We start from the raw sequence: 26,458 nt of genomic DNA, 5'->3' as shown, positions 1-26,458 counted from the left end.
TCTATGGGCCTGCTACCACGTCAGGAAGATCCACAGGAAGAAACCGGAGGTCGCCACGGCGCTCACGGCCGCCGCGACCAGGGCGATCCTGAGCTTCGGCAGCGTGACCCAGGCGATGGCGATCAAGCCGACCGTCACGGCCACGGGGACCAGCCAGGTGTCCATCAGCCAGGGCAGTGTCCAACCGGTGGCGATCTCGAGGTGGAGCACAGCGCGCATGGTGCCCCAGGCGACCAGATATCCTGCGATGACACCGAGGACGATCTGTGCCAGCGCGGCGACGATCCGGAATCCCTTGGAGCGCGGTAGCCCTGCCTGTGTGGATGTTTCCATGATGCCGCCGAGGGTAGCTTCCGGCTGCTGCCGCCGGGTGGCCAACCGTCGGCCCGCGGTGTTCGGCACCGACCGGGTCGGCGAATGTGTGAGCGATCAGTGGCTGTCCCTCGGACCGGTGGGGCGTGCATCGCGTCGAAGCCGTGTTCAGGCCCAGCTCATGGCGCTGTGTCATGTCCGGGGGTCAACTGGTCGAGGAAGAACGCGCCGCGGGCGTAGGTCGGCGCCACGAACGGATTCGAGTTCGGGATCGTGATCCGCGTAAGCGTGTAACTCGTTGCAGCTGAGGTGAATTGGCCTGGGTTCGTCGCGTGTCGGTGTGATACGGTCGTGGCGATGTAAAGAGGCGGACCGGTTTGGGTGAGCCCCGGTCACCATCGCGCTGCGGTGGAACCCATCGTCGATCTTCGGCGAGTTCCTTCATCAGACAGTGTATTCGTGCTGCCTGAAAGGGATTGAAATGCGGCTCAATCATCTCGATCTGCAAGTCTCCGACGTCCATGCCTCGGTTCGAATCTTCGTCGAAGTGTTCGGACTCGATCTACTGTCGAACCCGCGTTCATCGTCGATGGCGATTCTGTCGGATGGTGCGGACTTCGTTCTCGTCCTGCAACGCATGAAGAACGACGGTGACCGTTATCCGCGGGGGTTTCACCTCGGGTTCTACGTGGACACAGTCGCGGAGGTCACCGATGCGAAGGGCCGGGCCGAAGCGCACGGACTCGAAGTCAGCGATGTGATCACCGGCAACCGGGGAACGCTGATCTACTGTGAACTCCCGGACGGAATTCTTGTCGAAGTGAATGCGCGTTCCGTGAATTAGCGGCACAGCCAGGCGAATGTCGCGGACGGTGTGCCATCCGCCCGCGACATTCTGACCTCGAGACCGTTCCTGCTGTCGGTTCGGCGACGTACAGTTGCCACCGATCAACGGGTGTTCGAACTTCCGGTACTACGACAGCGAGGTTGTCATGACCGAGAAATCGAGTGTGTTGGCTGCGGCACTGGCGACCGCCTGTGTCCTCACCGGCGGGGCGGGCGTGGCCGCGGCCGAACCGGCGTCTGCCCCCGCGGCGGAACAACGGCACGAAGCCATGGCAGGCTTCTCCGCGGTGCCCTGCCTGCCCTGGATTCTTCCGCCCAGCGTCAACGTCCGAGATTTCCTCATCTGTCTCGCGTGACCGGCCCGGTTCATCACCGGACCATCGCGCAGCCCACCAGCGGTCGCCTCGGTCCAACGCGGAGGCGACGCGGGCGGCCTCGTGCCAGACCGCTTCGGCGGTGGGTCGCGGCATGTGGGCCGGTCACACCAGAGTGGGGTTTTGCGCACCCTGCGGGGGCGGGGACGAGCACTCGGGGACCTGATGAGGGGTGGGGATCCGGGGGAGAGTTGATCCTGTACCGCACGTGGACAGGAGGCACCGATGTCGATCAGCACAATCGCCCGGACGGGGGAGCGGCGTGTCACGGTGTCGACCGAGGACGGGGTGGAGCTGGCGGTGCGGGAGTACGGTGCGCGGCGGGCGGAGCTCACGGTGGTGCTGATTCATGGGCACTGCCTGCGGACCGAGTCGTGGACCGATGTGCGGGACGCGCTGCTGCGCGAGCACGTCGGCGCCAAGGTGGTCTGCTACGACCATCGTGGGCACGGGGAGTCGGCGGTGGCGCCGCGCCAGACCTACAACCTGGAGCAGCTCGGGCGTGATCTGCACGAGGTGCTCGACGTGGTCGCGCCGACGGGGCCGGTGGTGCTGGTCGGGCATTCGATGGGTGGCATGACGGTGTTGACCTACGTCAGCCGGTACCGGCACGAGGTGGGGAACCGTATCGTCGGTGTCGGGCTGGTCGCGACGGCGGCGAACGGGCTGGCCGACGCGGGGTTCGGGCGGCTGCTGCGCAACCCGATCATCTCCGTGTTCCAGGCCGCCGTTCGGCGCGCGCCGCGGCTGATGCAGCACGCGAAGATGCTGGCCTGCAAGGTTTTCGCGCCGGTCGTGCGCGCCGCCGAGTTCGGCGATCGCAAGGTGAGCCCGCGGGTGCTCGCACTGTCCGAGGCGATGCACAACGCGACCTCGATCGTCACCATGGCCAGTTTCCTGAGCGCCTTCAAGGTCTTCGACCGCACCGACGCGCTGCCCGCGCTCTCGCGCATTCCCACCCTGGTCCTGTGCGGCTCCGCCGACCTGATGACGCCCCCGTCGCACTCGATCGCCATGGCCGCCGCGGTCGACTACGCCGACTTCGTGATGATCGAGGGCGCGGGCCACTCGGTGATCCTCGAGCAGCCCACCCAGGTCGCCGACGCCATCGCCCGCCTGGTCCGCCGGGCGGACGCCGCCGACCGGGTCGAGAGCTCCGGACTCGCCCTCGCCGCCTGAGCCGACTCCGAGTGCGTCCTACTCGCCGCTTGCGCCGTCCAGGTCGCCGACCGAAGCAGGGCACGAGCACGGACGTAGGGCAAAACGAGCACGGGCGCCGGAGCACTGGCACCTACGGGCCGCACCGGCCGGCACTTCCCAGCAACTTCGACGGGCGGAGGCCTACCTACTTCCGACCCCGCTCGACAGCGAGCACAGCGTACGGCCGCATCTCACCCACCCTCGGGCGCCGACACCGCTCGACCTCGGTGAATCCTGCGGCGCCGAGCAGTTCGGACAGGTCGTCGACCGGCCAGCGGTAGGCGTCGGTCACCTTGTGAGGGAACACCTCGACCTGCTCCTCGGAGGCGAAGAAGCCGATGACGAGGCGGCCGCCTGGGGCCAGGACACGGTGGAACTCGGCCAGGATCGCGGGCAATTCCGCGGGGGTGAAGTGGATGAGGGAGAACCAGGCGAGGAGGCCGCCGATCGTGGCGGGTGGGGCGTCGATGGCGCGCAGCGAGTCGACGTGGAACGGGATGCCGGGGTATCGGGAGCGGGCATGCGCGACGAATTCGGGGACGAGGTCGATGCCGGTGGCCGCGAGGCCGGAGGCGTGCAGCACCTGGGTGAAATGGCCGGGGCCGCAGCCCAGATCGAGGACGGGACCCTCGGTGAGATGCCGCAGGACGAACGCGGCATCGGCGGGTTCGATATGAGTCGGCGATCCGAACAGATCGATGTAGAGCTCGTGGATCGCGCGATAGGCGGAGCGGACGGTGGTGTCGGACACCGGACCGACGGTAGCGGCTGTTTGTGCGTCCGGGGACCGGGTAGGCGAGAGGGGGAGACGTTTCCCCAGGTTGTAACCGAAAGGGAGCTGACGATGCCGATCAAACCTCTCCGGCGGGTCGCCCGCACACTGCTGGCCACCACGTTCGTGGCGGGCGGAGTGAACGGGCTGATGAATCCGAAACCGCGATTCGCCGCGGCGAGCGCGCTGGCCGATCAGGGCCGTGAACACCTGCCGGACGCGCTGGCAGCGAAAGTGCCCGAGGATCCGAGCCGGGTCGTGCAGATCAACTCCGTCGCGCAGATCGCCGGGGGTTTGTTGCTGCTCAGTGGGCGCGCGCCGCGACCGGCCGCGTTCGTGCTGGCCGCGACCGTGGTGCCGGGCACAGTGACCGAACAGGATTTCTGGGCCGAGACCGATCCGGACCGGAAGGCGGCGAAACGGGTCGGCTTCCTCAAGGACCTCGGCCTGCTCGGCGGGCTGCTGATCGCGGCCGCCGACACCGAGGGCAAGCCGTCGCTGGGCTGGCGGGGTAGGCGCGCGGTGCATTCGCTCGTGGACCGCAGCCCGAGCCTGGCCGAGCAGGCCCGCGACGAAGGCACCGTGCTGCTCGAGGCCGCGAAGTCGCGCGGTGCCCGCCTGGCCGAGGTCGCCAAGGAGCGCGGCCCGCAGCTGGGCGAGGCGGTGCGGGAACGTGGTGCGCAGGTCGCCGAGGTCGCCAAGGAGCGTGGACCCCAGCTGGGCGAGGCGGTGCGGGAACGCGGAGCCCACCTGGCCGACCTCGCGCGTGACCGTGGGCCGGAGCTCGGTGACGCGGTCCGGGAGCGCGGCTCGCACCTGGCCGAGGTCGCCAAGGAACGCGGCCCCGAACTCGGCGAGGCGGTGCGTGAACGCGGTTCGCGGCTGGCGGACATCGCGCGTGACCGTGGGCCGGAACTGAGCGACACCGTGCGGAACCGTGGTTCGCGTTTCGCCGCGGTCGCCAAGGACCGTAGCCCTCGGCTCGGCGACGCCACCCGGGAGACCAGTGCCCGGCTGGCCGAACTCGCTCGCGAGAACGGACTCGCCGGGGACCGCGGCCCGCACTTCGTCGACACCGTCCGCGACCGGGGCTCGCACCTCGTCGAAGCGGCTCTCGATCGCGGTGCTCACCTCGCCGAATCGGCGCGTGAGCACCTGGCCGACGCCGCGCGCGACACCCGCCACCGCTGAGCTGAGCCAGCCCTGGGTGATCCTCGCTTCCGCTCAGGGCACACGGGTGGCGGTGACAAACCCCCGGAGTCGCCGCTGCCCCACCTGACACCGGGCCGAGACGATCTGTCCCGGCCCGGTGTCGGCGGGCCGACGGACGGAATCCCGGTGCGCCGTATCTCATCTCGGCCTGTCCCCGGTGCGCGGGTCGGCGGACTCCCGCCGGGTCCAGAACTCGAGCGTGGCCCGCTGCCCCGAGATCCTCGGTCTGTCGGGTCGCCCCGGCACGGCGGAGAATGAACACGGGTCGGGATGGTTCGCCGGACAATTCACCACGAGAACCCCGCGCGACGGTCAATCCGTGCGAATCGGGCGCATCGGATGCTGTCGGCGTGAATACTGCGTATTCGCAGTGCTTTTCGGAGAGTGGGTCGTAACTGATGTTGTCGGGTCGTGAGACGTCCAAACCGTTTGCCGTGCGGGTCGCCCTGGTCGGGGTCGCGGTGACGATCGGTCTGCTGGGAGCGGCGGCGCCGGCCGCGGCGCTACCCGGCTCGGGTTCGGCCTCCGGGTCGGCCGATCTGGCGACGGGTTCCGCGTCCGGCTCGGCCTCCGGTTCCTCGGCCGCCGGCGCGGCGGGCGCGGCGGGCGCCTACCTCACCTGGCAGTCGGCGCAGTTCATCCAGAAGACGATCCAGATGCTGCTCGCGGTGCCGCGCAACCAGATCTAGCCCTTCTTCCAGGCCCTTTCCCAGCGCTCGGCGGCCCAGTCGCGCACGTCCGCGCTCACCAGGATCGCGGGCAGCAGCAGCGTGAAGCCGAGCGCGAGCACCACCAGCCGCAACAGGACCTCGAGTTCGGCCAGGGCGCGCAGCAACGCGGGCAGTACGCAGAGCGCGGCGAGCACCACGAGGACGATCGCCGCGAGGTTGCGGCCGGGTCCGGCGATCAGCGCGGCGCAGACGCCGAAGCACAGGCCGAGGACCAATCCGCCGACGCCGACGAAGTAGTTGTCCCAGGCGAGCCAGCTCGGGCGGGAAGACCGTTGAGTGACCACGCGGCGCAGCTTAGCGCGCCTCGTGGTCCCTGCGGGGCGGTCTCGGCCACGGGTTGCGCTCGATTCGCTCGACCGAGCGATTGAATTTGCCCATCAGCCTGCTGAACTGGGCGACGTCGTCGGCGTCCCAGTCGGCGACGACCGCGCCGATTCCCGCGGCGCGGTGCCGCTGATCGGCCGCGAGGCAGGCCCGGCCCTGGGCGGTCGCTCGCACTTTGCGGGCGACGCCGCCCTCGGGATCCGGAACCCGCTCCACCAGATCCTGTTTGAGCATCGCGCCCACCTGGCGGTTGATCGTGGAGATGTCGAGCTGGAACGCCTCGGAGAGTTCACGCAGGCTCAGCGGTTCCTCGAGCTCCAGGCGCGTGAGGATGAGAAACGCCGAGCGGTCGAGCTGGAAACCGGGGCGTCGCGGGGTGCTCGGGAGGTGGCGCGCGATCAGGTTCAGCTCGAACACCAGGCGGGTGAACGGGGTGTCGTCGTCGAGGCCGGAATCGGACATGCGCCAACTATGTCGGGTGGGTGACCCTGCCGCAAAATTGTGCACCATACACATGATGTGTACTGTACATATCCGTGTCTGTATCCACCGCCGACGTCACGCCGGCCACCCCTGAAACACGCGGCGTCACGCCGGCCGTGCTCATCGCGGTGCTCAGCACCGTCGGCGTCGTCGTCTCGCTCATGCAGACGCTCGTCATCCCGATCATCCCGACGCTGCCGACGCTGCTGAACACCTCGGCCTCCAACGCCTCCTGGGTGGTCACCGCGACGCTGCTGGCCGGTGCGGTCTCCACGCCGATCGCGGGCAAGCTCGGCGACATGTTCGGCAAGCGGCTGGTGCTCATCGCCAACCTCGGCTTCCTGATCGTCGGCTCGGTGATCTGCGCGAGCTTCTCCTCGCTGCTGCCCGAGCTCGTCGGCCGGTCGCTGCAGGGCGCGGCGGTGGGCGCGATTCCGCTGGGCATCAGCATCATGCGCGACGAACTGCCCGCCGGGAGGGTCGGCGGCGCGATGGCCGTGATGAGCGCGACGCTCGGTGTCGGCGGCGCGGTCGGCATGCCGTTCGCCGCGGTGATCGCCCAGAACGCGGACTGGCACATGCTGTTCTGGACCGCCGCGGGGCTCGGCGTCGTCTGCGCGGTGCTGGTGTTCTTCTTCGTGCCCGAGTCGCCGGTGCGCACGCCGTCGCGCTTCGATTTCGGCGGCGCCGTCGGTCTCTCGATCGCGCTGCTCGCGCTGCTGGTCGGCATCACCAAGGGCGCCGACTGGGGCTGGGGCAGCCCGTCGATCCTCGGGCTGTTCGCCGCCTCGCTGGTCAGCTTCCTGCTCTGGGGCTGCTACGAACTGCGCCAGTCCGCGCCGCTGGTCGACCTGCGGGTCTCGGCGCGGCCGCGCGTGCTGTTCACCAATATGGCCTCCATCGCCGTCGGGTTCGCGCTCTACGGCATGTCGCTGACGTTCCCGCAGCTGCTGATGGCGCCCACCGCGACCGGGTACGGCTTCGGCCTGTCGATGGTCGTGGCCGGCTTGGCGATGGCGCCGGGTGGTCTGGTGATGATGCTGCTCTCGCCCGTCTCGGCGCGGCTGTCGGCGGCCAAGGGGCCCAAGCTCACCCTGGCGCTCGGCTCGGCCGTGATCGGCCTCGGCTATCTGTTCGCGGTGGTGCTGATGGACAGCGTCTGGCAGATCGTGGTGGCCGGGATCATCGTGGCGGGCGGCGTCGGCCTCGCCTACGCGGCCATGCCCGCGCTGATCATGGGCGCGGTGCCGATCACCGAGACCGCCGCGGCGAACGGCCTGAACTCGCTGATGCGCTCGGTGGGCACCTCGACGTCGGCCGCCGTGATGGGCGTGGTCCTGGCCCACATGACCATGCGGCTCGGTGAGCACACCCTGCCCTCCCGCGAGGGTTTCCACACCGCGTTCTACATCGCGATCGCGGGCGCGGTCGTCGCCATCGCGCTGACCCTCTGCATCCCGGCGCGCAAGCCCGAGTAGTCAGCCTTTGTCCCGGTGGCCGACGTGGCCGGGCCGGGAATCGTCGCCGAGCAGTGCCGAAAGGTGCCGCAGGAGTAGCCGCAACGTGTCTTCGAGGTGCGACTGCTCGTCGGTGGAGATCCCGTCGAGCAGCTCACACTCGCGCGTCAGGACGGCGGCGACGAGATCGTCGACGGTCGCGTGTCCGAGTGGGGTGAGCTCGACGTCGACGGTTCGCGAGTCCGGCCGTCCGGTCCGCACGACGAGGCCCTGTGCCACCGCGCGGTCGACGCGCTGGGTGATCGCACCGGCGGTGATGAGGGAGGCCGCCGCCAGCTCGCGGGTCGTCATCCGATACGGCTCGCCGTGGCGGCGGAGGGTGGACAGCAGGTCGAGCGTGGCCGTGTCGGCCTGCCGGGCGCGCAGGAGGCGGGCGCGGTCGTCGCCGAGCAGTTTCGCGATCTGCCACACCCGGGTGACGATGCCGATGGAGCGCACCGGCACGCCCGGGAGTTCCCGCTCCCAGGCTGCGGCGATCGCGTCGACGGGGTCGTTCGGGGTTGCGTCGGCCACGGGTCCTCCTGCTACGCTCGTTTAGGTCTAAACGTAGCAGGAGGTAGCAGCATGCGCACTGTTGTCGTGACAGGCGGCGGCACGGGGATCGGCCGCGAGATCGCCGCCGGATTCGCGTCCGACGGCTGTGATGTCGTCATCACGGGCCGTCGCGGGGATGTCCTCGACCGGGCGGCGAAGGAAATCGGGGGCGCTGTCAGGGCGATCACGCTCGACGGCACGGACCCCGAACAGACCGCCGCCGTGGCGCGGGCTGTCGGCGCCGTCGATGTGCTGGTCAACAACGCGGGCGGGAACACCGATTTCGATCACCCGGCCCCCGAGCACCTGGGCGAGGTCGCCGAGGCGTGGCGGCGCAACCTGGACAGCAACCTCATGACCGCGGTCCTGATGACCACGGCCTTGCTGCCCGCCATGCCGAGCGGGGCGAGCGTGATCACCATCGGTTCGATCGCCGCGGACAAGGGGGCGGGCTCATACGGAGCCGCGAAAGCGGCCGTCGCGTCGTGGAATGTCGACCTGGCCCGGCAGGTCGGCGGCCGCGGCATCACCGCGAACATCGTCTCGCCGGGCTATATCGCCGACACGGAGTTCTTCCGGGACAAGCTCTCCGGGGAACGCCGAGCGGCCCTGCTCGACGCGGCGATGACCAAGCGCGCGGGAGCCCCGGCCGACATCGCCGCCACCGTGCGCTTCCTGGCCTCACCCGGCGCACGTCAGATCACCGGACAGACCGTCGCCGTCAACGGTGGCGAGTGGACGACCCGCTGACGGCCGGCGGTCAGTCCTCGACCCGCTTCGGCGCGTAGACGACCAGGGACCACTCCCGGCGGGGGATCAGGGATGCGCCGAGGGAGTGGACGGTCATGGCCGTCGTCGCGCCGGTCAGCGGGTCGCGGAAGTACATCAGCGGGTCGTCGGTGGTGGTGGGGGTCGCCGGTTCGCTCGTCCAGAACTTCGTCCACTCGGGCGCGTGTTCGCAGGTCTCGATGATCTCGTCGAGCCGCTGCTGGGTGGCCAGACCGGGGCCCATCAGCCGGAAGGCGTACACGCACATGTGCACCTGCTGTTCCCAGTCGATCAGCGCCACCTTGGCGCGCGGGTCGAGCAGCATCCACTCGAGCATGGACATGCCGGTCTCCAGGCCGGGGAACAGCAGTCGCCACGCGGCGTTGGTGGCCACCACGTCGAAGGTCGGGTGCATCTGGAGGCTGGCCGGGTGCGTGATCCCGTCGAGCAGCACCTGATCGGCGGGGCGCACCAGCGGTGCCGCCGCCGGGTCGTAGCGGCTGCTGATCGACAGGGAGACGAGATGGTCGCGCATCGCCTCGGGCACGCTCAGCGCGTCGAACAGCGCGGCCAGCGCCTCCAGGGTGGGGGTGCGGGTGCCCTGTTCGATCTTCTGGATGAGCCCGGGCGAGATCCCGGCCACGGCACTGAGCGCGGCGCGGGTCAGCCCGGCTGACTCACGGCGTTCGCGCAGGTAGCGTGCGATGGGCGGGTGTGGATTCTCCACGTCGCGATGATCCTCTTTCTCGGTCGGCGGGGCAACGGGCCGGTGTCAGGTCGCTGGACGCGGCACCATGAGGACGAGCGCCCACGGTCGCCGCGGCAGCCCGAAATCCAGGTTGTGCAGGGCCAGCGTGGTCGGCTCGCCGGTGTCGACGTGACGCACGAGCAGCTCGGGATTCTCGATGCCGTGGGGCGGGGGCGGCTCGGTCGTCCACAGCCGGTTCCACTCCGGTGCGCGCGAGCAGGACTCGACCAGTTCGGCGATGCGCGCCTGTGGCACGAGGCCGGGGCCGATCACCCGGAAGCTGTAGACGCTCGCGTGGATCTGGCGTTCCCACTCCACGACCACGGTGCGGGCCGCCGGGTCGAGGAGCATCCATTCGAGCAGGGTCGTGCCGGGGACCAAGCCGGGGAACTGCCGGGTCCACGCGTGGTTGACCGCGTGGACATCGAAGGTCGGGAAGGACTGCAGGCTGGCCGGATGGGCGAAGCTGTCGAGCAGGAGCTGATCGCTCGCCGGCACCGGTAGCGCGGGCGGGGCCGGTTTGTCGTACCGATCCGACAGCGACATCGACACCAGGTGGTCCCGGAAGGGGTCCGGGATCTGCAAGGCGGCGCACAGCGCGAGCAATGCCTCCAGGGTCGGCGCCCGGGTCCCCTGCTCGATCTTCTGGATGAGACCGGGCGAGACACCGGCGATCGCGCTCAGCGCGGCCCTCGTCAGACCCAGCGATTCGCGGCGTTCGCGCAGGTAGCGGGCGATCGGCGGATGCGGGTCTTCCATCGCACGCTCCTCGTTCGCGTCGCTGGGACAAATTGGGACAGTCGTCTAGCTTGACCGACAGTAAAGCGTTAGCAAAAATTTCTGACAGCCGGGCGGATGATCGCACGGCTACCGGTTGGTCGCATGGCGACGGCCGGGTCAGTGTGTTCCGGAGCGGTACGTGTTCGAGACCACGTCCGCGCCCCGTGCGTGGACGTCGCCGGAGGGGACGGCACGCACGCAGTGCGCGCCGAGAGCGCGGTAGCGAGCCGATGCCCGGGTGGCGCAGGGGTCCACCCGGTACTCGAAAGCCCACCCGGCCCGCTCCGGAGCACAGCTGTCGGGAACCACGCAGGCTTCCGGTTCGTCTTAGAGTGCAGAAGACAGATCGAAAGCGGGGGGCGATGACGCAACTTCAGGAACCGACCGGCCGGCTCGGCCGCTGGGTGCTCGGCATCTCGGGATTCCTCGCGGCGACCGCGGTTGTCGTCGTCGGGCTGGTGTGGTGGCAGCACGACTGGGGCGAGCCGTTCCCCGCGCTGGACTCCGAACACCTCGACGAACAGCAACTCTCCCTGGTCGAGGTGCTGCGCCGGGAATACGAGAACCCCGGCGCCGGGACGAAGTACGCCGAGGGCGTCGACGAGGCCTGGTGCGCCGATTTCGTCAGCTGGACCATGCGCGAGGCGGGGCGGCCGCTGGCCAATCCGAACTCCGGCTCCTGGCGGATTCCCGGCGTGTACACGCTCACCGAGTACTACCAGAACGTCGGCCGATTCACCCCCGGTGACGTCGGCTATCGGCCCCGCCTCGGCGATGTCGTGCTGTACGGGCCGTCGAGTCCGCTGGGTCAGCACACCAACATCGTGCTGAAGGTCGACGGCGACGCGATCACCACGATCGGCGGCAACGAGATGGGTGCCGTGCGGGTCCGCACGATCGACGTGTCGGAGACCACTGATCTCGTCGGCTACGGGCGTTTCTGAAATCGATTGTCGCTCAAGACAACTGCTCAGCTCCTGGACGGCGGTACCAGGCGGGTGCCCGTACGATGGAGTCGGTGGCGCCCGGCAGCGCCACTGCCGCGCCTCCGTCCTGCTTCCCCCTCATCGGCAGGACGGAGGCGTTGTGCCACGATGACTGGGTGCACGCGAAGGTGACCGAGGAGGCACGGCGAGACCCGATGTGGATCGAGTATGCCGATTTCGGCGAACGTTTCGTCACCTACGCGGTCACCGAGGAGCGGATCGCGGCGGCGGTGTCGGGAATGACCGGGCGCGGCGTACAGATCGGGCCGTTCTCGCTGGGCCCGGCCGGACTGGCCGGCTTCGCCGCCGAGGGAGCCCTCGGCACCCCGGTGGTCACCCGCAACCCCGGTGACGCGCTCGCCTTCGGCGTCCGTATCCCGCTGACGCTGGCCGTGAAACTCGTGCTGGGCGGGCGCAAGCTGAAGCTGGCCGCCGTAGTGGAGATCGGGCTGACGCTGCACGCGCGCACCGCCGAACCCCTGCTCGTGGTCATCGACGTGGCCCCGGTGACCGCCAAGGACGTCAGCTTCACGCTGCGCGCCGAGGCCATCGACACCGCGTGGGAGATGCTGCTCGATCCGATCGCCGGATTGGTGCAGCGTGAGGTCGCCAACCGCGTCAACGCGATCGTCGGTGATCCGAAGGTCCGTTCCGAGCGGGTCTTCGACATCGAGGCGATCCTGGACGGCTACCGCTCGCCGCACCGCAACGACAGCGTCTTCGAGTGGATCGACTTCCGTGAGTTCGGCCTCCGGTTCTTCACCAGGATCGTCACCAGGGATCGGGTGCACGACGTGGTCGCGCAGATGGCGGGCAGCCAGATCGCGGTCGGCCCGCTGTCCGAGGGGCCGCGCGGCGCGGCGACCGTCACCGTGCGCGGCGCCATCGAACAGCCGCGGGTCACCGATCGCGGGCTGGGCGAGCCGGGCGCGCCGCGAGTCTTCGACATGACCTTGCCCGTGGGGCTCGACATCACCGTCGACGTGCTCAAGGCCAATCACTACCGTGCCGACCTGCGGATTCCGCTGGTTCTCACGGCCAGGGCGGCCGAGCCCCTGCAGATCGTGATCGACGTGCCGCCGCCCGCGCTCGAGGACATCTCCCTGGAGTTCACCGCGAAGGGCCTGCGCGCGGCGACCCTGGCCCGGCTGGCCGGGATCAAGAAGCAGGTGGTGGCCCAGGTCGTCGCCGTGGTCAGCACCGAGCTGGCCGACCCGACGGGCCGCACCATCGATGTGGGCGCCGCGATCGACGGGGCCACCTGACCCGTGTGACCACTGGGACGAATGTGACCTTTGGTTCTAGCGGTTCCTGTGTGGTTGTGGTGCAATGAGTGAACGTTCGAGGCTCCCGGCGCGCGGGATCGGGGAAGGCGCGCCGGGCACGCTGCCGGTTGAAGGTCGGGTTGCGCGAAGGAGTCCTTAGATGCGTTCTGTTCCGGTGACCCGGCGCGGGTTCTTCGGGTTCGCGGCCGCCGCGGCCACGGTCGGCCTCGGGCTGTCCAGCGCGCCCGCCGCCGCGCAATCGCTCGGCACCCTCATCGATTACGCCGCGGGCGTGCCGTCGGCCGCCGCCATCAAGGCCGCCGGGCACATCGGGGTGATCCGCTACGTCTCCGATCGCCGTCCCGGCGCGGAATGGATGGCGGGCAAGCCGCTGCAGGCCGCCGAGGTCGAGGACCTGTGGCGGCACGGGCTCTCGATCGTGTCGAACTATCAGTTCGGGAAGGGTCCGACGGCCGACTGGCGCGGGGGCCTGGAGGCGGGCAAGCAGCACGCCGACCGTGGCTGGGCCCTGCACACCGCCGCGGGCGGCCCCGACACCGCGCCGATCTACGCCTCCATCGACGACAATCCGAGCGAGCAGGAATTCGAGGAGATGATCGCGCCCTACATCGAGGGCTGGCAGGCGGTCCTCGGCCCCGACCTGGTCGGCATCTACGCCAACACCCCGACCATCGACCGCGCCATCGACGCGGGCCTGGGTTCCTGGTTCTGGCAACACGATTGGGGCACGCCGGACGGTTACGTGCACCCGAGCGCCCACCTGCACCAGTTCGAGATCGACCAGCGCGACATCGACGGTGTCGGCATCGATCTGAACAACGCGCTGGCCGAGGACTACGGCCAGTGGTGACCCGCTAGGTCTGGCAGTGGCAGGTCGCCCCGGCGACCCGCATGTCCGGCTCGTCGTCGGGCACGACCCGCAGCGTCGGCCGCCCCTCGGGTTCGGCGAGCACGCCGCGCCAGGACAGCAGCGACCAGCGGGACAGGCCCGACAGCGCCGACCCGATGCTCGCGAAGGAGCCGGAGGAGATCAGCGACCCGAACGAGCCGACCGAGCCGACCGACAGTACCGATCCGACGCTGCCGATCGAGAGGATCGAATAGGCCGAGCCGATCGAGAGGATCGAGCCTTCGGACCGATACGAGAGAATGGACCGGCTGGACTTCCGGCTCCGGATCGACCGAGTGTCGCGGGGTGAAACTCGTGTGGTCGCCATGGTTCTCGGTCTACCACATCGGGATGCCCGCGTGAACCCGTGAACGACAAGAGCCCGGTCCCCCTGGCGGGTGGACCGGGCTCGGTGTGTCGGTGACCTAGACGGTGAAGAAGCCCAGGGTCGGCAGGAAGTTGCAGGTGCGCGGGGCGGCGCCCTCGGCCTGCGTGGTCAGCGACCCGGAGACGACCGCGACGACGCGGCCGTGGCCCGTGTCGGCGATGGCCGAGAGGGTGGCCGGGCCGCCGGGGTTGATCTTGGCCTCGTCGGTCAGCGTCTGCACGGCCGACTGACGGGTGTCGATGTTGAGCCACTGCACCGTCATCGGCGGGTTCTGGTTCGGGGTCGGCGCCTTGGTGCCGAGCGCGGTGAACACGAAACCGGCCTGTCCGGCGGCGGGGCCGGGCGGGGGCAGCTGCGCGGGACCGGCGACGGCCAGTGCGGTGCCGACCGAGTCGGCGCCGTCACCGATGCAGCCCTTGCCGATGGTGGGGTAGAGGAACTGCGCGATGGCCGGGCCGTCCTCCGGGATCTCCGGGCCACCGCCGCCGCTGCCGTCGAGGAAGGTGATGATCCGCTCCAGCGTCGCCTTGATGGCGGGCGGCAGGTTCAGGGTGGCGAGCAGCGCGCGCGCCTGATCGAGCAGGGCGGTCTGCGGGCTCGCGACGTCGGCGGGGCCGGCGATCAGGCCCGCGACGGCGGGCGCGAACGCGGCGAGCGCGTCCACCGGGACGCCCTCGGGCACCATCGGGACGCTGATCGGAGCGGCCTGCGGCGCGGGCGCCGGAGCGGCGATGGTCGACGCCGGCGCGACGAGCATGGCGCCGGCCGCAATGGCGAATGCGGTCGTTGCGATCCGCGATCCTCGGCTACGAAGCACTTGTCCAGCCGTCCTTACCTCGATGTTGCCAATGGGGCGAGGGTGTCGAGCCCTTCGATGTCGGGGTCACTCTAAGGACATCGCCGCCGTGTTGTACAGCCGCCCGGCCCGGTGGCGGCGAACAACAGGCGAACCGTGTTCATCGACGCTAGCCCCCACGGGTGTTACAGCTGGGGATGTTGATGCAAATGTTACCGATGGTGTCGCGCGCCGGGCCGTCAACCCGTGCGCGCGGGCCCGCGCGGGCGCCCGGTTAAGGTGATCGAAGCAACGCGACGCGGCGCTGACGCCACCCACACGACCGAAAGTCTGGCATTGAACCGACACCTCCGATGGGCTCTCGCGCTGCTCGGATTGTCCGTGCTGGCCCGGCTGGGCTGGATGCTGTTCGCCGAGAACGGGCTCAATGTCGTCGATCTGCACGTCTATGTGGACGGGTCGGCGGCGCTGCTCACCGATCGCCTCTACGACTTCACCTACGCGGAGGAGACGCCGGACTTCCCGCTGCCGTTCACCTATCCGCCGTTCGCGGCGCTGGTGTTCTTCCCGCTGCACTATCTGCCCTTCACCGCGGTCGCGGTGGGCTGGATGCTGGCGACGGTGGCCGCGCTCTACGGCGTCATCCGGATCAGCTTCGAACTGCTGCTCGGTGCCGAGCGGGCCAAGCGGACCCGCTGGATCACCGCGGCCGTCGGCTGGACCGCGCTCGGGGTGTGGCTGGAGCCGGTGCGCACGACCATCGACTACGGCCAGGTCAATGTGTTCCTGGTGTTCGGGGCGATGCTCGCGGTGCGCAGCGCGCGGTGGTGGATCTCGGGCACGCTCGTCGGCGTGATCGCGGGCATCAAGCTGACCCCCGCGATCACCGGCCTCTACTTCGTGGCGCGGCGCCGCTGGGCGACGGTGCTGTGGTCGGCGGCGGCGTTCGGGCTGACGGTGGCTGTGAGCTTCCTCATCAACGCCCGCGAGGCGAAGCGCTATTTCGGCACGCTGCTCGGTGACGCCGACCGGATCGGCCCCGTTGGTTCGGTGTGGAACCAGTCGCTGCGCGGCGCGCTGAGCCGGATCCTCGGCCACGACGTGCAGTCGGGGCCGTGGTGGATCGCCGGCGTGCTGGTCACCGCGGTGCTGGCCTTCCTCGCCTGGCGCACACTCGGCGCCGACGACCGGCTCGGCACCCTGGTGCTGGTGCAGCTGTTCGGGCTGATGATCTCGCCGATCTCCTGGTCGCACCACTGGGTGTGGCTGATCCCGACCGTGCTGTGGCTGCTCTACGGTCCGCTGCGGGCCGAGCGCACGGCCCGGCTGATCGCCGGATTCTGGGTGGTCACGATGGTGATCGGGGTGCCGTGGGTGCTGTCGTTCGCGCAGCCGACCATCTGGACGATCCCGCGCCCGTGGCCGCTGGCCTGGCTCGGCGCGGTCGACGTGCTCACCGTGTTCGCGTTGCTCGGCTGGCTGGTCTGGCGCGGCCGCGACACCCTGCGGGCGCAGGCGCGCGGCCTGACCCGGCGGCGGGCGGTGGAGGTTCCGGCCTGACGCTCAGCCGATGATCTCGTCGATGGTGTGCGCGAGCGTGGTGTCGTTCGCGGTGAGTCCACCCGCCGAGTGTGTGCTGAGGGTGAAACGTACTGTGCGCCATCGGATATCGATGTCGGGATGGTGGTCGGCGGCCTCGGCGGCGGTGGCGACCTTGCGGACGATCTCGATGCCGTCCAGGAAGGTGGGGGCCTTCACCGTGCGGGTGATCGCGTCGCCCTCGCGGGACCATTCCGGCAGCGTGGCCAGGGCGATGGTGATCTCGGGGTCGGAGAGCAGTGCCGGTTTCGGAGTACCCATACCCGCAGTTCTACGCCTGCCGCGGGCAGCGCGCATCGCCCGTCGTCACGCCTAGGCGGCGCGTGCGTGCTTGAGGGCCTTTTTGAGATCTTTACCGCACACTCCGGCGGCCTCGGCCTTCTTCATCCGCATGATGACGACGGGGCATTTGAAGCAGCGCGTCTTCTTCCTGCAGCACTTTTTCTTCGGCTTCAGGCTGGACACCTTCTTCGCCTTCACCTTGCCCATAGGAGTTAGCGTAGCCTAAGTACAAAGCCTGACACGTGCGTGCCACTCCGGTACCGGTAGGGTGTAACAGGCCGCGATGCCAGTTGAATGCGCGCCAATACACCAACAGCAGGAGGATTGAGGCGTGTCGTCTACACGCGATTTTCGCAACGTCGCCATCGTGGCCCACGTCGACCACGGCAAGACGACGCTGGTCGACGCCATGCTTCGTCAGTCGGGCGCGTTCGCCGAGCGAGCCGAGCTGGTCGACCGAGTCATGGACTCCGGTGACCTGGAGCGCGAGAAGGGCATCACCATTCTCGCCAAGAACACCGCCGTGCACCGGCACCATCCCGACGGTTCCGTCACCGTCATCAACGTGATCGACACCCCCGGCCACGCCGACTTCGGTGGCGAGGTCGAGCGCGGCCTGTCCATGGTCGACGGTGTCGTCCTGCTCGTCGACGCCTCCGAGGGCCCACTGCCGCAGACCCGGTTCGTGCTGCGCAAGGCGCTCGCGGCCAAGCTGCCGGTGATCCTGGTCGTGAACAAGACCGACCGGCCGGACGCCCGGATCGAAGAGGTCGTCGAGGAGTCGCACGACCTGCTGCTCGACCTGGCCTCCGACCTCGACGACGAGGCCGCCGAAGCCGCCGAGCTCGCGCTGGACCTGCCGGTCCTCTACGCCTCCGGTCGTGAGGGCAAGGCCTCCAAGGAGCGCCCGGAGAACGGTCAGGCGCCCGACGCCGAGAACCTCGACGCCCTGTTCGAGGTGCTGCTGAACAACATCCCGGCGCCCAAGGGCAACCCGGAGGCCCCGCTGCAGGCCCACGTCACCAACCTCGACGCCTCGGCCTTCCTCGGCCGTCTCGCCCTGGTTCGCGTGCACAACGGCGAGCTGCGCAAGGGTCAGAACGTCACCTGGATCAACGCCGAGGGCGCCAAGCAGGTCAAGATCACCGAGCTGCTGCAGACCATCGGTGTCGAGCGTCAGCCCGGTGAGGTCGCCGTCGCCGGTGACATCGTCGCCATCGCGGGCATCCCGGACATCATGATCGGCGACACCCTCGCCGACATCGAGAATCCCGTCGCGCTGCCCCGCATCTCCGTCGACGAGCCCGCCATCTCGGTGGTCATCGGCACCAACACCTCGCCGCTGGTCGGCCGGGTGCAGGGGCACAAGCTCACCGCCCGCATGGTGAAGTCGCGCCTGGACCAGGAACTGATCGGCAACGTGTCGCTGCGCGTGCTCGACATCGGCCGCCCCGACGCCTGGGAGGTGCAGGGCCGCGGTGAGCTGGCGCTGGCCATCCTGGTCGAGCAGATGCGCCGCGAGGGCTTCGAGCTCACCGTCGGCAAGCCGCAGGTGGTCACCAAGACCGTCGACGGCAAGGTGCACGAGCCCTTCGAAGAGCTCACCATCGACTGCCCCGACGAGTACCTGGGCGCCATCACCCAGCTGCTGGCCGCCCGCAAGGGCAAGATGGTCCAGATGAGCAACCACGCCGCGGGCTGGGTGCGCATGGAGTTCATCGTCCCCTCGCGCGGCCTGATCGGCTTCCGCACCGTGTTCCTCACCGAGACCCGCGGCACCGGCATCGCCAACGCCGTCTCCCACGGCTACGCGCCGTGGGCCGGTGAGATCCGCGCCCGCCACACCGGTTCGCTGGTGTCGGACCGCGCGGGCACGGTCACCCCGTTCGCGATGATCCAGCTGGCCGACCGCGGCCAGTTCTTCGTGGAGCCGGGTGCCGACACCTACGAGGGCATGGTCGTCGGTATCAACCCGCGCGCCGAGGATCTCGACATCAACGTCACCCGCGAGAAGAAGCTGACGAACATGCGCAGCGCGACCGCCGACGTGATGGAGACCCTGGCCAAGCCGCTGCAGCTCGATCTCGAACTGGCGATGGAGTTCTGCGCCGGTGACGAGTGTGTCGAGGTGACCCCCGAGGTGGTCCGCGTGCGCAAGGTGGTGCTCGGCGCCAACGAGCGTGCCCGCGATCTGTCGCGCCGCAAGGCGCGCGACCGCGCGGTGAGCAACTCCTGATCGAGTTCTGACAGTGGGACGGTACTTCGGTACCGTCCCACTGTCGTTTTCCACGGAGTCCGGTGCCGGGCTCCGCACAGATGGGCGAGGTAGGGTGCCAGAGTGAGCTCGGGGGTCAGACGCGCGAGGTGGCGCGTGGCGGTGATGGCGATGACGGCCTCGACGGCGGTCCTCGCCGGATGCACCGCGAATCCACCACCGCCGATCGAGAGCACCGATTCGCCCAAGACCACCCAGGCCAAGCCGGGCAAGAACACCGTCGTGGTGGCGATCGACGACATCGGCATCGGCTTCAATCCGCATCTGCGTTCGGATCAGTCGCCCGCGACCAACGCGGTGAGTTCGATGGTGCTGCCGAGCCCCTTCCGGCCGGTGCCGAATGCGGCGCAGCCCGGGGTGGTCGACCGGGTGCCCGACGCCTCGCTCATCGAATCCGCGGATGTGACGGCGCAGGAACCGTTCACGATCACCTACACGCTGCGCAACCAGGCCAACTGGTCCGACGGCGCCCCGATCGCGGCCGAGGACTTCCGGTTCCTGTGGCAGCAGATGACCACCCAGCCGGGCGTGGTGGATCCGGCCGGGTACCGGCTGATCTCGGACGTGGCGTCCTCCGGCGGCGGCAAGACGGTCACCGTCACCTTGACCCAGCCGTATCCGGCCTGGCGCGAACTGTTCTCGAATCTGCTGCCCTCGCACCTGGTGAAGGACTCGCCGGGCGGGTTCACCAGCGGGCTCGTCGACCGGATTCCCGTCTCGGGCGGCAACTTCACGATCAAGTCGGTCGACCGTGGCCGCGACGAGATCCTGCTCGAACGCAACGACCGCTTCTGGGGCACGCCCGCAGCGCCGGACCAGATCCTGTTCCGCCGCGGCGGAACCCCCTCGCAGCTGGCCGAATCGCTGCGCACGGGCGACGCGCAGATGGCGCTGGTGCACGGCGGGGTGGCGACGCAGGCGCAGCTGGCCGCGATCCCGTCGGTGCGCACCACGATCATGCCGCAGGCACGCGAGCTGCAACTGGCGCTCAACGGCCGCTCCGGCGATCTCGCCGACGCCCGGGTCCGCAAGGCGGTGCTCGCGCTGCTCGATCCCGCGCTGCTGGCCACCGTCGGCGCGCAGACCGGCGGCTGGGTGGAACCCGCACGCGCGCAGGTACTTCCGCCGTCGAGCCTGGGTTACGTGCCGACCGCCCCGCCGCGCCTGAGCACCGACGAGGCCTTCGCGCTGCTGGCCGAGGCCGGTTTCGGCCGGGCACCGGAGCCGCCCAAGACCGGCTCGCCCACGTCGCCCGCGCCGCAACCACGTTCGGTGGCCCGCAACGGCAAGGGCCTGTCGGTGCGGATCGGGGCCGTCGCCGAGGACACCACGGCGCTGGCGGTGGCCAACACCGCCGCCGACCAATTGCGCAGTGCCGGTATCGATGCCACCGTGCGCGGGCTGGCCGCCGACGAGCTCTACGGCAAGGACCTCACCGAATCGGGCGTCGACGCGATCGTCGGCTGGGAACTGGCCGGTGACGATCCGGCCACCGTGCTGGCCTCCCGCTACGGCTGCCCGCCGCCGGAGCTCCGCGACGCCGACGGCAAGGTGCTCGCCGCCACCGAGGCCTACCGCCAGGCGCCGAGCAATCTCGGCGGCGTCTGCGATCCCGGCTTGCAACCCTCGATCGACGAGGCGTTGCGCGGGATCGACGTGCCGCGGGTGCTGGCCGAGGCCGAGCCCCGGCTGTGGGAGCTGTCGACGGTGCTGCCGATCGTGCAGGACAATGTCGTCGCCGCGGCGGGCCCCCGGGTCGACGGTGTCTCGCTCTCCGGCGCGATCCAGGTCGGCATCTTCGGTGACACGGCGCAATGGCGGAGGCTCCCATGACCGATCGCGAGACCGGCGGACTGCTGCTGGTGCACGCGCACCCCGACGACGAAACCCTCACCACCGGTGGCACCATCGCGCACTACCGCAGGCGCGGCGTGCCGGTCACCGTGGTGACCTGCACGCTCGGCGAGGAGGGCGAGGTCATCGGCGAGCGCTGGGCCGGCCTGATCGCCGGCGAGGCCGATCAGCTCGGTGGCTATCGCATCGCCGAACTCACCGCGGCGCTGGCGGCGCTGGACGCCGGCGAGCCGTACTTCCTCGGCGGCGCGGGCCGCTGGCGCGACTCCGGCATGGCGGGCACACCGTCGGCGCAAAACCCCAGGGCCTTCGTGCATTCCGGTGCGGCCGCGGTCGACGCGCTCGTCGCGGTGCTGCTGGAGCTGCGCCCCCGGGTGGTGGTGACCTATGATCCGCGCGGCGGGTACGGCCATCCCGACCACGTCCGCGCGCACGAGATCACCACCGCGGCCGTGGCGGCGGCCGCCGAGCGGGGCTGGGACGTCCCGAAGTTCTACTGGACCGTCACCGACGGCGACCTGCTGCGTCAGCACACCGCCGCGCTGGCCCGCCGGACCGTCGACGGGCTGCCCGGCGCGCTGCCTGCGGGTTGGCGACTGCCGGTCGAGGCGGAGCTGGCGGCCATGTCGACGACGGGGGTGACCACGGTCGTCGACGTCTCCGACGCGCTCGCCGCCAAACGCGCCGCCATGCGCGCGCACGCCACCCAGGTGACCGTCGCGCCGAGTGGCCGGGAGTTCGCGCTGTCCAACAACATCGCGCTGCCGGTGCTGCCGGAGGAGCACTTCACGCTGGTGCGCGGCACGCGCGGGGCCGTCGGCGCGGACGGGTTCGAACACGATCTGTTCGCCGGTCTCGACTGACCCGCCGCGACGACACGGCCCCCTCGATCGCCGCGTGCCGCCGAATAGACTCGCCCCATGGTCACCGACTCCGATCAGCCCGCGCCGACCGCCGTCCTGCGGATGCGGCTGCCGTCTCGCCTGGAGCCGCTGATCACGGCGCTGATCGTGACGGCGCTGTGCGTCGACGCCTTGCTCACCCTGGCGGTGGAGGTGCTGTTCCTGCCGCTGTACGTCGGCGCGGTGGCGGTGCCGGTGGCGGCGCTGCTGGCGGCGCCGATCAATGTGGCGCTGGTGTACGGAATGGAGTCGGTGACCGACCGGATCGGCTTCACCTTCGCCCCGATCGTGGTGTGGGTCTTCGGTTTTCTCGTCTGCTCCTCGCGCGGGCCCGGCGGTGACGTGATGCTCGCCAGCGACGGGCGCACCCTGCTGCTGCTCGCCTGCGGGGTGCTCGCGCCCATGGCCTATCTCTATTTCCGCGCCAATCCCGGTGCGGCGCGGTCGAACTGAGGCCGCTCAGGCGCGGCCGGCCTCCGCACCGTCCAGGATCAGGTCGATGGACTGGGTGAACAGGCTGAGCTGCCCGGCCGCCGCCTCCGCCACCACCTGCGGCCGCTGCTCGACGTAGCGGCGGTGCAGTCGCGGGTATTCGGTCGACGCGGCGATGCTGGCGGTCATCACCCGGTCGACCCACTGCTCGGGCGGTAGGCCGCTGCGCGTGACCGTCATCAGCATCGCGGCGTCGTTGGTCGTGGAGCCCATGATGAACCGGAACAGTGTGTTCGTGGTGACGTCGACGGTCGCGTCGTCGAAGCCACCCGCCTCCACGATGGCCAGCATCGAATCGGTGAGCCGCATCATGTTCGGGCCCAGATAGGTCAGTGCCGCGTTGCTGAACACGATGCTGATCCACGGATGCGCCAGCAGGGTCGCGCGCAGTCCGTCGGCCTGTTCGTGCGCCCGCTCGCGCCAGTGCGCCGGGTCCGGCTCGGGGCACGGGACCTCGCGGATGACCTGGTCGACGACCAGTTCGAGGAGTTCGTCCTTGTTGGCGACGTGGGTGTAGAGCGAGGTCGCGCCCGCCCCGAGCCGGGCTCCCAGCTTGCGCATGCTCAGCGCGTCGAAGCCCTCCGCGTCGAGCAGGGCGATCGCCTCGGCGACGATCTGGTCCCGGCTCAGCGTGGGCTGATCGCGACGTTCCCGCGCCGGCCTGGTCCATACCGATGCGATCTCCATCCGGTGCCTCCTGTGCTGGGTCGTGTCCGCACAGCATAGCTCCCGACTGAACACTGTGCGGAGCGCGAACACCGTGCCTATTGCGAACGCCGTGCGGTGACAGTACAGTGTTCGAATACGCCGCACACTGTGCGGAGACTGTCGAGAGGAGACCGAGATGGACACGACTTCCGCGGGCGGAGCGCTCCGCGATCCACGGCGCTGGCTGATCTTGATCGTGCTGTGCCTGAGCTCGCTCGTGCTGGTCGTGGACAACATGGTCCTCACCGTCGCGATCCCGCAGATCGCCACCGATCTCGGCGCGAGCGCCCAGCAGATCCAATGGATCATCGACGCCTACCTGCTGGTCTTCGCCGGCCTGCTGCTCACCTCGGGCAGCCTGTCCGACCGCTTCGGCCGCAGGCTGGTCATGGTGATCGGCCTGGTGCTCTTCGGCGCTGCGTCGCTGCTGGCCGCCTACGCGAGCAGCCCGGAGCTGCTGATCGCGGGCCGGGCGCTGATGGGCATCGGTGGCGTGCTGATCATGCCGAGCACGCTCTCGATCCTGATCACCGTGTTCGACGACGAGGAACGTCCGAAGGCGATCGGCGCGTGGAGTGCCGTGGCGACGGTCGGCATGGTCGGCGGGCCGGTCGTCGGCGGCGTGCTGCTCGACCACTTCTGGTGGGGCTCGGTGTTCGTGCTGAACGTGCCGATCGTGGTGGTCGCGATCATCGCGGCGCTGGTGCTGATGCCCGAATCCAAGGGCCCGTGGCGCAAGCCCGACTTCCCCGGCATGCTGACCTCGATCCTCGGCATGACCGCGCTGGTGTGGACCATCATCGCCGTGCCGCACTCGGGCTGGACCGATCGCGGGGTGCTCACCGGATTCGCCGTCACCCTGCTGGCGCTCGGCGCCTTCGTGATCCGGGAGATGCGCACCGACGAGCCGATGGTCCCGTTGCAGCTGTTCGGCAATCGCACCTTCACCGGGTCGAGCTTCTCGCTGGTCCTGGTGACCTTCGCCAATGGCGGTCTGGTGCTCGTGCTCACCCAGTACCTGCAGTTCGTGCTCGACTACTCGCCGATGCGGACGGCGCTCGCCTTCACGCCGATGGCGGTCACCCTGCTCATCGCCAATGCCTGCGGCGCGCTGCTGGTGGGCAAGGTCGGGCCGCGGCTGGTCACCATCGCCGGACTGATCGTCATCGCGGGCGGATTCGCGGTGCTGGCCACCCTCGACGCCGGCGCGAGCTTCACGCTGCCCGCCGTGGCGATGGCGCTGCTCGGCGCCGGCGGGGGCCTGGCGATGCCCGCGGCCATCGGGGCGCTGATGAGTACCGTGCCCGAGGATCACGCCGGGGTCGGCTCCGCGCTCAACGACACGATCCAGCAGGCCGGTGCCGCGCTGGGTGTGGCGGTGCTAGGCGCGATCCTGGCAGGCACGTTCGCCGGTGCCATGCCGGACTCGGCGCCGAGCGCGGCCAGGGAGTCGATCGCGGGCGCCATCGGCACCGGCGACGACACCGTCATCGGCCTGGCTCGCGACGCCTTCTGCACCGCGATGCAGGTGACCTTCGGCGTCGGCGCCCTGGCTTCGGTGGCCGCCGCCGTGCTCGCGGTGATCCTCATGCGGGACGCGAAAGCCGGTGCGGGCGAGCAGGAGACAGAGCTGGCGAAGGCGGCTGTCTGACGTCTGATCGCCACCGGCATCGGGCCAGGTCGGGCCGGCGTAACACGCCACTCGACCTGGCCCGATGCCTCGTCGGCGCTGGATCGGGTTCGGCCGGTCGGGCATGATGACGGCATGAAGTACGTGTTGTTGATCTGCGACGACGAGACGACTTCGCCGACCATGGAGGAGATCGCCGCCGATCCGGCGTATCAGGACTTCTCGGACGAGGTGGCGCGGCGCGGCGCGAGCCTCGGCGGCGCGCGCTTACGCCCGGTGGCGGCCGCGACGACCGTGCGCGTGCGCGACGACGAGACGCTGGTGTCCGACGGGCCGTTCGCGGAGACCAAGGACTTCGTCGGCGGGATCGACATCATCGACTGCGCGAATCTCGACGACGCGATCGCCATCGCGGCGCGGCATCCGTACGCGCGCCGGGGTTGCGTCGAGATCCGCCCCGTCTGGGAATGACCGCACCACAGGCTGTTCGCGCGGCGGTGGCCGCGGCGTATCGCGACGAGTGGGGTCAGGTGGTCGCCACCCTGATCGGGTACACCGGGGACTGGGATCTCGCGGAGGACTGCGCGCAGGAGGCGTTCGCCGCGGCCTTGACGACCTGGCCGCGGGACGGGGTGCCGAGCCGTCCTGGCGCCTGGCTCATGACGACGGCGCGCAACCGCGCGACCGACCGGCTCCGCCGGGACACGGTCGCGGCCGCCAAGCTGCGCCAGTTGGCCGTGCTGGCGCGGGACCCGCTCGAGCCGCCGAACGACAGCATTCCCGACGAGCGGTTGCGGCTGATCTTCACCTGCTGCCATCCGGCGCTGCCGTTCCCGGCGCGTGTCGCCCTCACGTTGCGCACGCTGGCCGGACTCAGCACCGCCGAGATCGCGAAGGCGTTCCTGACGGCCGAGTCGACGATGGCGCAGCGCCTGGTGCGGGCGAAGCGCAAGATCGCCGAGGCCGGCATTCCCTATCGCGTGCCACCCCCGGAACTGCTGCCGGAGCGGCTGCATTCCGTCCTGGCCGTGCTCTATCTGATCTTCAACCAGGGCTATGACGACCAGGAGGGAAGCCGCGGGCTGACAGCCGAGGCGATCCATCTCGCGCGCGTGCTGGATCGGCTGCTGCCCACCGAACCCGAGGCGCAGGGCGTACTGGCCTTGATGCTGCTGCTGGAGGCCCGCCGCGACAGCCGCACCGACCACGGTGTGCTGGTCACGCTGGAGAACCAGGACCGATCCCGCTGGGATCGCGCGCTGATCGCCGAAGGTGTGCGGACGCTAGACGACGCGCTGGCCATGGGCCGACCCGGCCCGTATCAAGTGCAGGCCGCAGTGGCCGCCTGCCACGCCACCGCGCCCGACGCGGCCGCCACGGACTGGCCGCAGATCGCGGCCCTCTACGGCGAACTCGCGCGCATGGCTCCCTCGCCCGTGGTCGATCTCAATCGCGCCGTGGCGGTGGCGATGGCCGACGGGATCCCCGCCGGTCTCGCCCTCGTCGACGCGCTCGCCGAGTCCGGCCGCCTCGACGGCTACTACCTGTTGCCCGCGACCCGGGGCGACCTACTCCGCCGCGACGGGCGGTTCACCGAGGCCGCCGCGGCTTACGAGGCGGCCTTGGAACTCGCGCCCACCGATGCCGAGCGTCGCTACCTGCGAGAACGCCTCCGCGGCTGCTGAGGCGTCCGCTGCCCGAAGCTCGCGGAAGTTTTTTCGCGCCGATGTCTATCCCGCGCGTTCTCCTTCGTCGGTGGGGCAAAACCAC

General features: G+C 69.8%; 30 protein-coding genes. 18 read left to right on the top strand and 12 right to left on the bottom strand.

Features of this window, described 5'->3' with window-relative positions; translation table 11 throughout:
• Nucleotides 1-12: 12 nt before the first annotated feature.
• Nucleotides 13-333 carry a hypothetical protein gene (locus QH270_RS34405; RefSeq protein ID WP_280349019.1) on the bottom strand — a complete coding sequence of 107 codons (321 nt, stop codon included), beginning with the start codon at nucleotides 331-333 and terminating at the stop codon, nucleotides 13-15.
• A gap of 460 nt (nucleotides 334-793) precedes the next feature.
• Between QH270_RS34405 and QH270_RS34400 the strand changes: the two genes are divergently transcribed.
• From QH270_RS34400 to QH270_RS34390, 3 genes are all read left to right on the top strand, one after another.
• Entirely contained in the window at nucleotides 794-1,156 is a 363-nt protein-coding gene (locus QH270_RS34400) for a VOC family protein (protein ID WP_280349017.1), read from the top strand.
• Between the two features lie 148 nt (nucleotides 1,157-1,304).
• Entirely contained in the window at nucleotides 1,305-1,514 is a 210-nt protein-coding gene (locus tag QH270_RS34395; protein WP_280349015.1) for a hypothetical protein, read from the top strand.
• Nucleotides 1,515-1,757: 243 nt separating this feature from the next.
• The gene (locus tag QH270_RS34390; RefSeq protein ID WP_280349013.1) at nucleotides 1,758-2,711 is read left to right on the top strand and encodes an alpha/beta fold hydrolase; all 954 of its coding nucleotides are present in this window, start codon (nucleotides 1,758-1,760) and stop codon (nucleotides 2,709-2,711) included.
• A 166-nt stretch (nucleotides 2,712-2,877) separates the two neighbouring features.
• Here the strand turns inward: QH270_RS34390 and QH270_RS34385 are convergent, their stop codons facing one another.
• Nucleotides 2,878-3,483, bottom strand: a complete 606-nt coding sequence (locus QH270_RS34385) for a class I SAM-dependent methyltransferase (RefSeq protein WP_280349011.1) — start codon at nucleotides 3,481-3,483, stop codon at nucleotides 2,878-2,880.
• A gap of 93 nt (nucleotides 3,484-3,576) precedes the next feature.
• Here QH270_RS34385 and QH270_RS34380 point away from each other — a divergent pair, with 93 nt between their 5' ends.
• Both QH270_RS34380 and QH270_RS34375 read left to right on the top strand, forming a co-directional pair.
• Nucleotides 3,577-4,695, top strand: coding sequence for a DoxX family membrane protein (locus QH270_RS34380; RefSeq protein WP_280349009.1), 1,119 nt, complete (start codon nucleotides 3,577-3,579; stop codon nucleotides 4,693-4,695).
• Between the two features lie 455 nt (nucleotides 4,696-5,150).
• Complete coding sequence (locus tag QH270_RS34375; RefSeq protein WP_280349007.1) at nucleotides 5,151-5,405, top strand: hypothetical protein; 255 nt, start codon at nucleotides 5,151-5,153, stop codon at nucleotides 5,403-5,405.
• On the opposite strand, the gene QH270_RS34370 is transcribed toward QH270_RS34375, so the two are convergent.
• Entirely contained in the window at nucleotides 5,402-5,731 is a 330-nt protein-coding gene (locus QH270_RS34370; RefSeq protein WP_280349005.1) for a hypothetical protein, read from the bottom strand. The genes QH270_RS34375 and QH270_RS34370 overlap by 4 nt on opposite strands.
• Before the next feature lie 10 nt (nucleotides 5,732-5,741).
• A complete protein-coding gene (locus QH270_RS34365; RefSeq protein ID WP_280349003.1) occupies nucleotides 5,742-6,233 on the bottom strand; it encodes a MarR family winged helix-turn-helix transcriptional regulator in 492 nt (163 codons plus the stop codon).
• 68 nt (nucleotides 6,234-6,301) lie between these two features.
• On the opposite strand from QH270_RS34365, the gene QH270_RS34360 reads away from it, so the two are divergent.
• Complete coding sequence (locus tag QH270_RS34360) at nucleotides 6,302-7,732, top strand: MFS transporter (protein WP_432420476.1); 1,431 nt, start codon at nucleotides 6,302-6,304, stop codon at nucleotides 7,730-7,732.
• Here QH270_RS34360 and QH270_RS34355 read toward each other — a convergent pair whose 3' ends face one another.
• Nucleotides 7,733-8,284 (bottom strand): MarR family winged helix-turn-helix transcriptional regulator, encoded by a 552-nt coding sequence (locus QH270_RS34355; RefSeq protein ID WP_280349002.1) that lies wholly within the window; start codon nucleotides 8,282-8,284, stop codon nucleotides 7,733-7,735. It abuts the gene before it with no gap.
• A 51-nt stretch (nucleotides 8,285-8,335) separates the two neighbouring features.
• Between QH270_RS34355 and QH270_RS34350 the strand changes: the two genes are divergently transcribed.
• Entirely contained in the window at nucleotides 8,336-9,055 is a 720-nt protein-coding gene (locus tag QH270_RS34350) for an SDR family NAD(P)-dependent oxidoreductase (RefSeq protein ID WP_280349000.1), read from the top strand.
• A 10-nt stretch (nucleotides 9,056-9,065) separates the two neighbouring features.
• Here the strand turns inward: QH270_RS34350 and QH270_RS34345 are convergent, their stop codons facing one another.
• Together QH270_RS34345 and QH270_RS34340 are read right to left on the bottom strand one after the other, a co-directional pair.
• Nucleotides 9,066-9,800: a helix-turn-helix domain-containing protein gene (locus tag QH270_RS34345; RefSeq protein ID WP_280348998.1), complete on the bottom strand. Its 735-nt coding sequence runs from the start codon at nucleotides 9,798-9,800 to the stop codon at nucleotides 9,066-9,068.
• 45 nt (nucleotides 9,801-9,845) lie between these two features.
• Complete coding sequence (locus QH270_RS34340; protein ID WP_280348996.1) at nucleotides 9,846-10,580, bottom strand: helix-turn-helix domain-containing protein; 735 nt, start codon at nucleotides 10,578-10,580, stop codon at nucleotides 9,846-9,848.
• A 383-nt stretch (nucleotides 10,581-10,963) separates the two neighbouring features.
• Between QH270_RS34340 and QH270_RS34335 the strand changes: the two genes are divergently transcribed.
• From QH270_RS34335 to QH270_RS34325, 3 genes are all read left to right on the top strand, one after another.
• Nucleotides 10,964-11,545, top strand: a complete 582-nt coding sequence (locus QH270_RS34335) for a CHAP domain-containing protein (protein ID WP_280348994.1) — start codon at nucleotides 10,964-10,966, stop codon at nucleotides 11,543-11,545.
• A gap of 158 nt (nucleotides 11,546-11,703) precedes the next feature.
• Nucleotides 11,704-12,852, top strand: a complete 1,149-nt coding sequence (locus QH270_RS34330) for a hypothetical protein (RefSeq protein ID WP_280348992.1) — start codon at nucleotides 11,704-11,706, stop codon at nucleotides 12,850-12,852.
• A gap of 160 nt (nucleotides 12,853-13,012) precedes the next feature.
• The gene (locus tag QH270_RS34325; protein WP_280348990.1) at nucleotides 13,013-13,723 is read left to right on the top strand and encodes a DUF1906 domain-containing protein; all 711 of its coding nucleotides are present in this window, start codon (nucleotides 13,013-13,015) and stop codon (nucleotides 13,721-13,723) included.
• A gap of 4 nt (nucleotides 13,724-13,727) precedes the next feature.
• Here the strand turns inward: QH270_RS34325 and QH270_RS34320 are convergent, their stop codons facing one another.
• Nucleotides 13,728-14,090, bottom strand: coding sequence for a hypothetical protein (locus QH270_RS34320; RefSeq protein WP_280218518.1), 363 nt, complete (start codon nucleotides 14,088-14,090; stop codon nucleotides 13,728-13,730).
• A gap of 97 nt (nucleotides 14,091-14,187) precedes the next feature.
• A complete protein-coding gene (locus QH270_RS34315) occupies nucleotides 14,188-14,907 on the bottom strand; it encodes an Rv1157c family protein (RefSeq protein ID WP_280348988.1) in 720 nt (239 codons plus the stop codon).
• A gap of 318 nt (nucleotides 14,908-15,225) precedes the next feature.
• Here QH270_RS34315 and QH270_RS34310 point away from each other — a divergent pair, with 318 nt between their 5' ends.
• Nucleotides 15,226-16,506 (top strand): mannosyltransferase, encoded by a 1,281-nt coding sequence (locus tag QH270_RS34310; protein ID WP_432420474.1) that lies wholly within the window; start codon nucleotides 15,226-15,228, stop codon nucleotides 16,504-16,506.
• A gap of 3 nt (nucleotides 16,507-16,509) precedes the next feature.
• On the opposite strand, the gene QH270_RS34305 is transcribed toward QH270_RS34310, so the two are convergent.
• Together QH270_RS34305 and QH270_RS34300 are read right to left on the bottom strand one after the other, a co-directional pair.
• Entirely contained in the window at nucleotides 16,510-16,806 is a 297-nt protein-coding gene (locus QH270_RS34305; RefSeq protein WP_110036626.1) for a 4a-hydroxytetrahydrobiopterin dehydratase, read from the bottom strand.
• 51 nt (nucleotides 16,807-16,857) lie between these two features.
• Entirely contained in the window at nucleotides 16,858-17,034 is a 177-nt protein-coding gene (locus tag QH270_RS34300) for a hypothetical protein (protein WP_167456179.1), read from the bottom strand.
• A 124-nt stretch (nucleotides 17,035-17,158) separates the two neighbouring features.
• On the opposite strand from QH270_RS34300, the gene typA reads away from it, so the two are divergent.
• The 4 genes from typA (at nucleotide 17,159) to QH270_RS34280 (ending at nucleotide 22,311) form a co-directional block, all read left to right on the top strand.
• A complete protein-coding gene (gene typA / locus QH270_RS34295; RefSeq protein WP_280348986.1) occupies nucleotides 17,159-19,063 on the top strand; it encodes a translational GTPase TypA in 1,905 nt (634 codons plus the stop codon).
• 150 nt (nucleotides 19,064-19,213) lie between these two features.
• Nucleotides 19,214-20,935 (top strand): ABC transporter family substrate-binding protein, encoded by a 1,722-nt coding sequence (locus QH270_RS34290; RefSeq protein WP_280348984.1) that lies wholly within the window; start codon nucleotides 19,214-19,216, stop codon nucleotides 20,933-20,935.
• A complete protein-coding gene (gene mshB / locus QH270_RS34285) occupies nucleotides 20,932-21,819 on the top strand; it encodes an N-acetyl-1-D-myo-inositol-2-amino-2-deoxy-alpha-D-glucopyranoside deacetylase (RefSeq protein ID WP_280348982.1) in 888 nt (295 codons plus the stop codon). Before QH270_RS34290 ends, mshB begins: the two co-directional genes overlap by 4 nt.
• 57 nt (nucleotides 21,820-21,876) lie before the next feature.
• Nucleotides 21,877-22,311, top strand: coding sequence for a hypothetical protein (locus QH270_RS34280; protein WP_280348981.1), 435 nt, complete (start codon nucleotides 21,877-21,879; stop codon nucleotides 22,309-22,311).
• Between the two features lie 6 nt (nucleotides 22,312-22,317).
• Here QH270_RS34280 and QH270_RS34275 read toward each other — a convergent pair whose 3' ends face one another.
• A complete protein-coding gene (locus QH270_RS34275; RefSeq protein ID WP_280348979.1) occupies nucleotides 22,318-23,037 on the bottom strand; it encodes a TetR/AcrR family transcriptional regulator in 720 nt (239 codons plus the stop codon).
• Between the two features lie 157 nt (nucleotides 23,038-23,194).
• On the opposite strand from QH270_RS34275, the gene QH270_RS34270 reads away from it, so the two are divergent.
• The 3 genes from QH270_RS34270 to QH270_RS34260 all read left to right on the top strand — a co-directional run bounded on the left by QH270_RS34270 (nucleotide 23,195) and on the right by QH270_RS34260 (nucleotide 26,373).
• The gene (locus QH270_RS34270) at nucleotides 23,195-24,709 is read left to right on the top strand and encodes an MFS transporter (protein ID WP_280348977.1); all 1,515 of its coding nucleotides are present in this window, start codon (nucleotides 23,195-23,197) and stop codon (nucleotides 24,707-24,709) included.
• A 114-nt stretch (nucleotides 24,710-24,823) separates the two neighbouring features.
• Nucleotides 24,824-25,159 carry a YciI family protein gene (locus QH270_RS34265; RefSeq protein ID WP_280348975.1) on the top strand — a complete coding sequence of 112 codons (336 nt, stop codon included), beginning with the start codon at nucleotides 24,824-24,826 and terminating at the stop codon, nucleotides 25,157-25,159.
• Nucleotides 25,156-26,373 carry an RNA polymerase sigma factor gene (locus QH270_RS34260; protein WP_280348973.1) on the top strand — a complete coding sequence of 406 codons (1,218 nt, stop codon included), beginning with the start codon at nucleotides 25,156-25,158 and terminating at the stop codon, nucleotides 26,371-26,373. The genes QH270_RS34265 and QH270_RS34260 overlap by 4 nt, the downstream gene beginning before the upstream one ends.
• Nucleotides 26,374-26,458: the final 85 nt, after the last annotated feature.

The sequence above is a fragment of the Nocardia neocaledoniensis genome, from assembly GCF_029868625.1.
Classification (GTDB): Bacteria; Actinomycetota; Actinomycetes; order Mycobacteriales; family Mycobacteriaceae; genus Nocardia; species Nocardia neocaledoniensis_A.
Note: the sequence above shows the minus strand (reverse complement) of the source record. Positions and strands in the feature narration are given on the sequence as shown.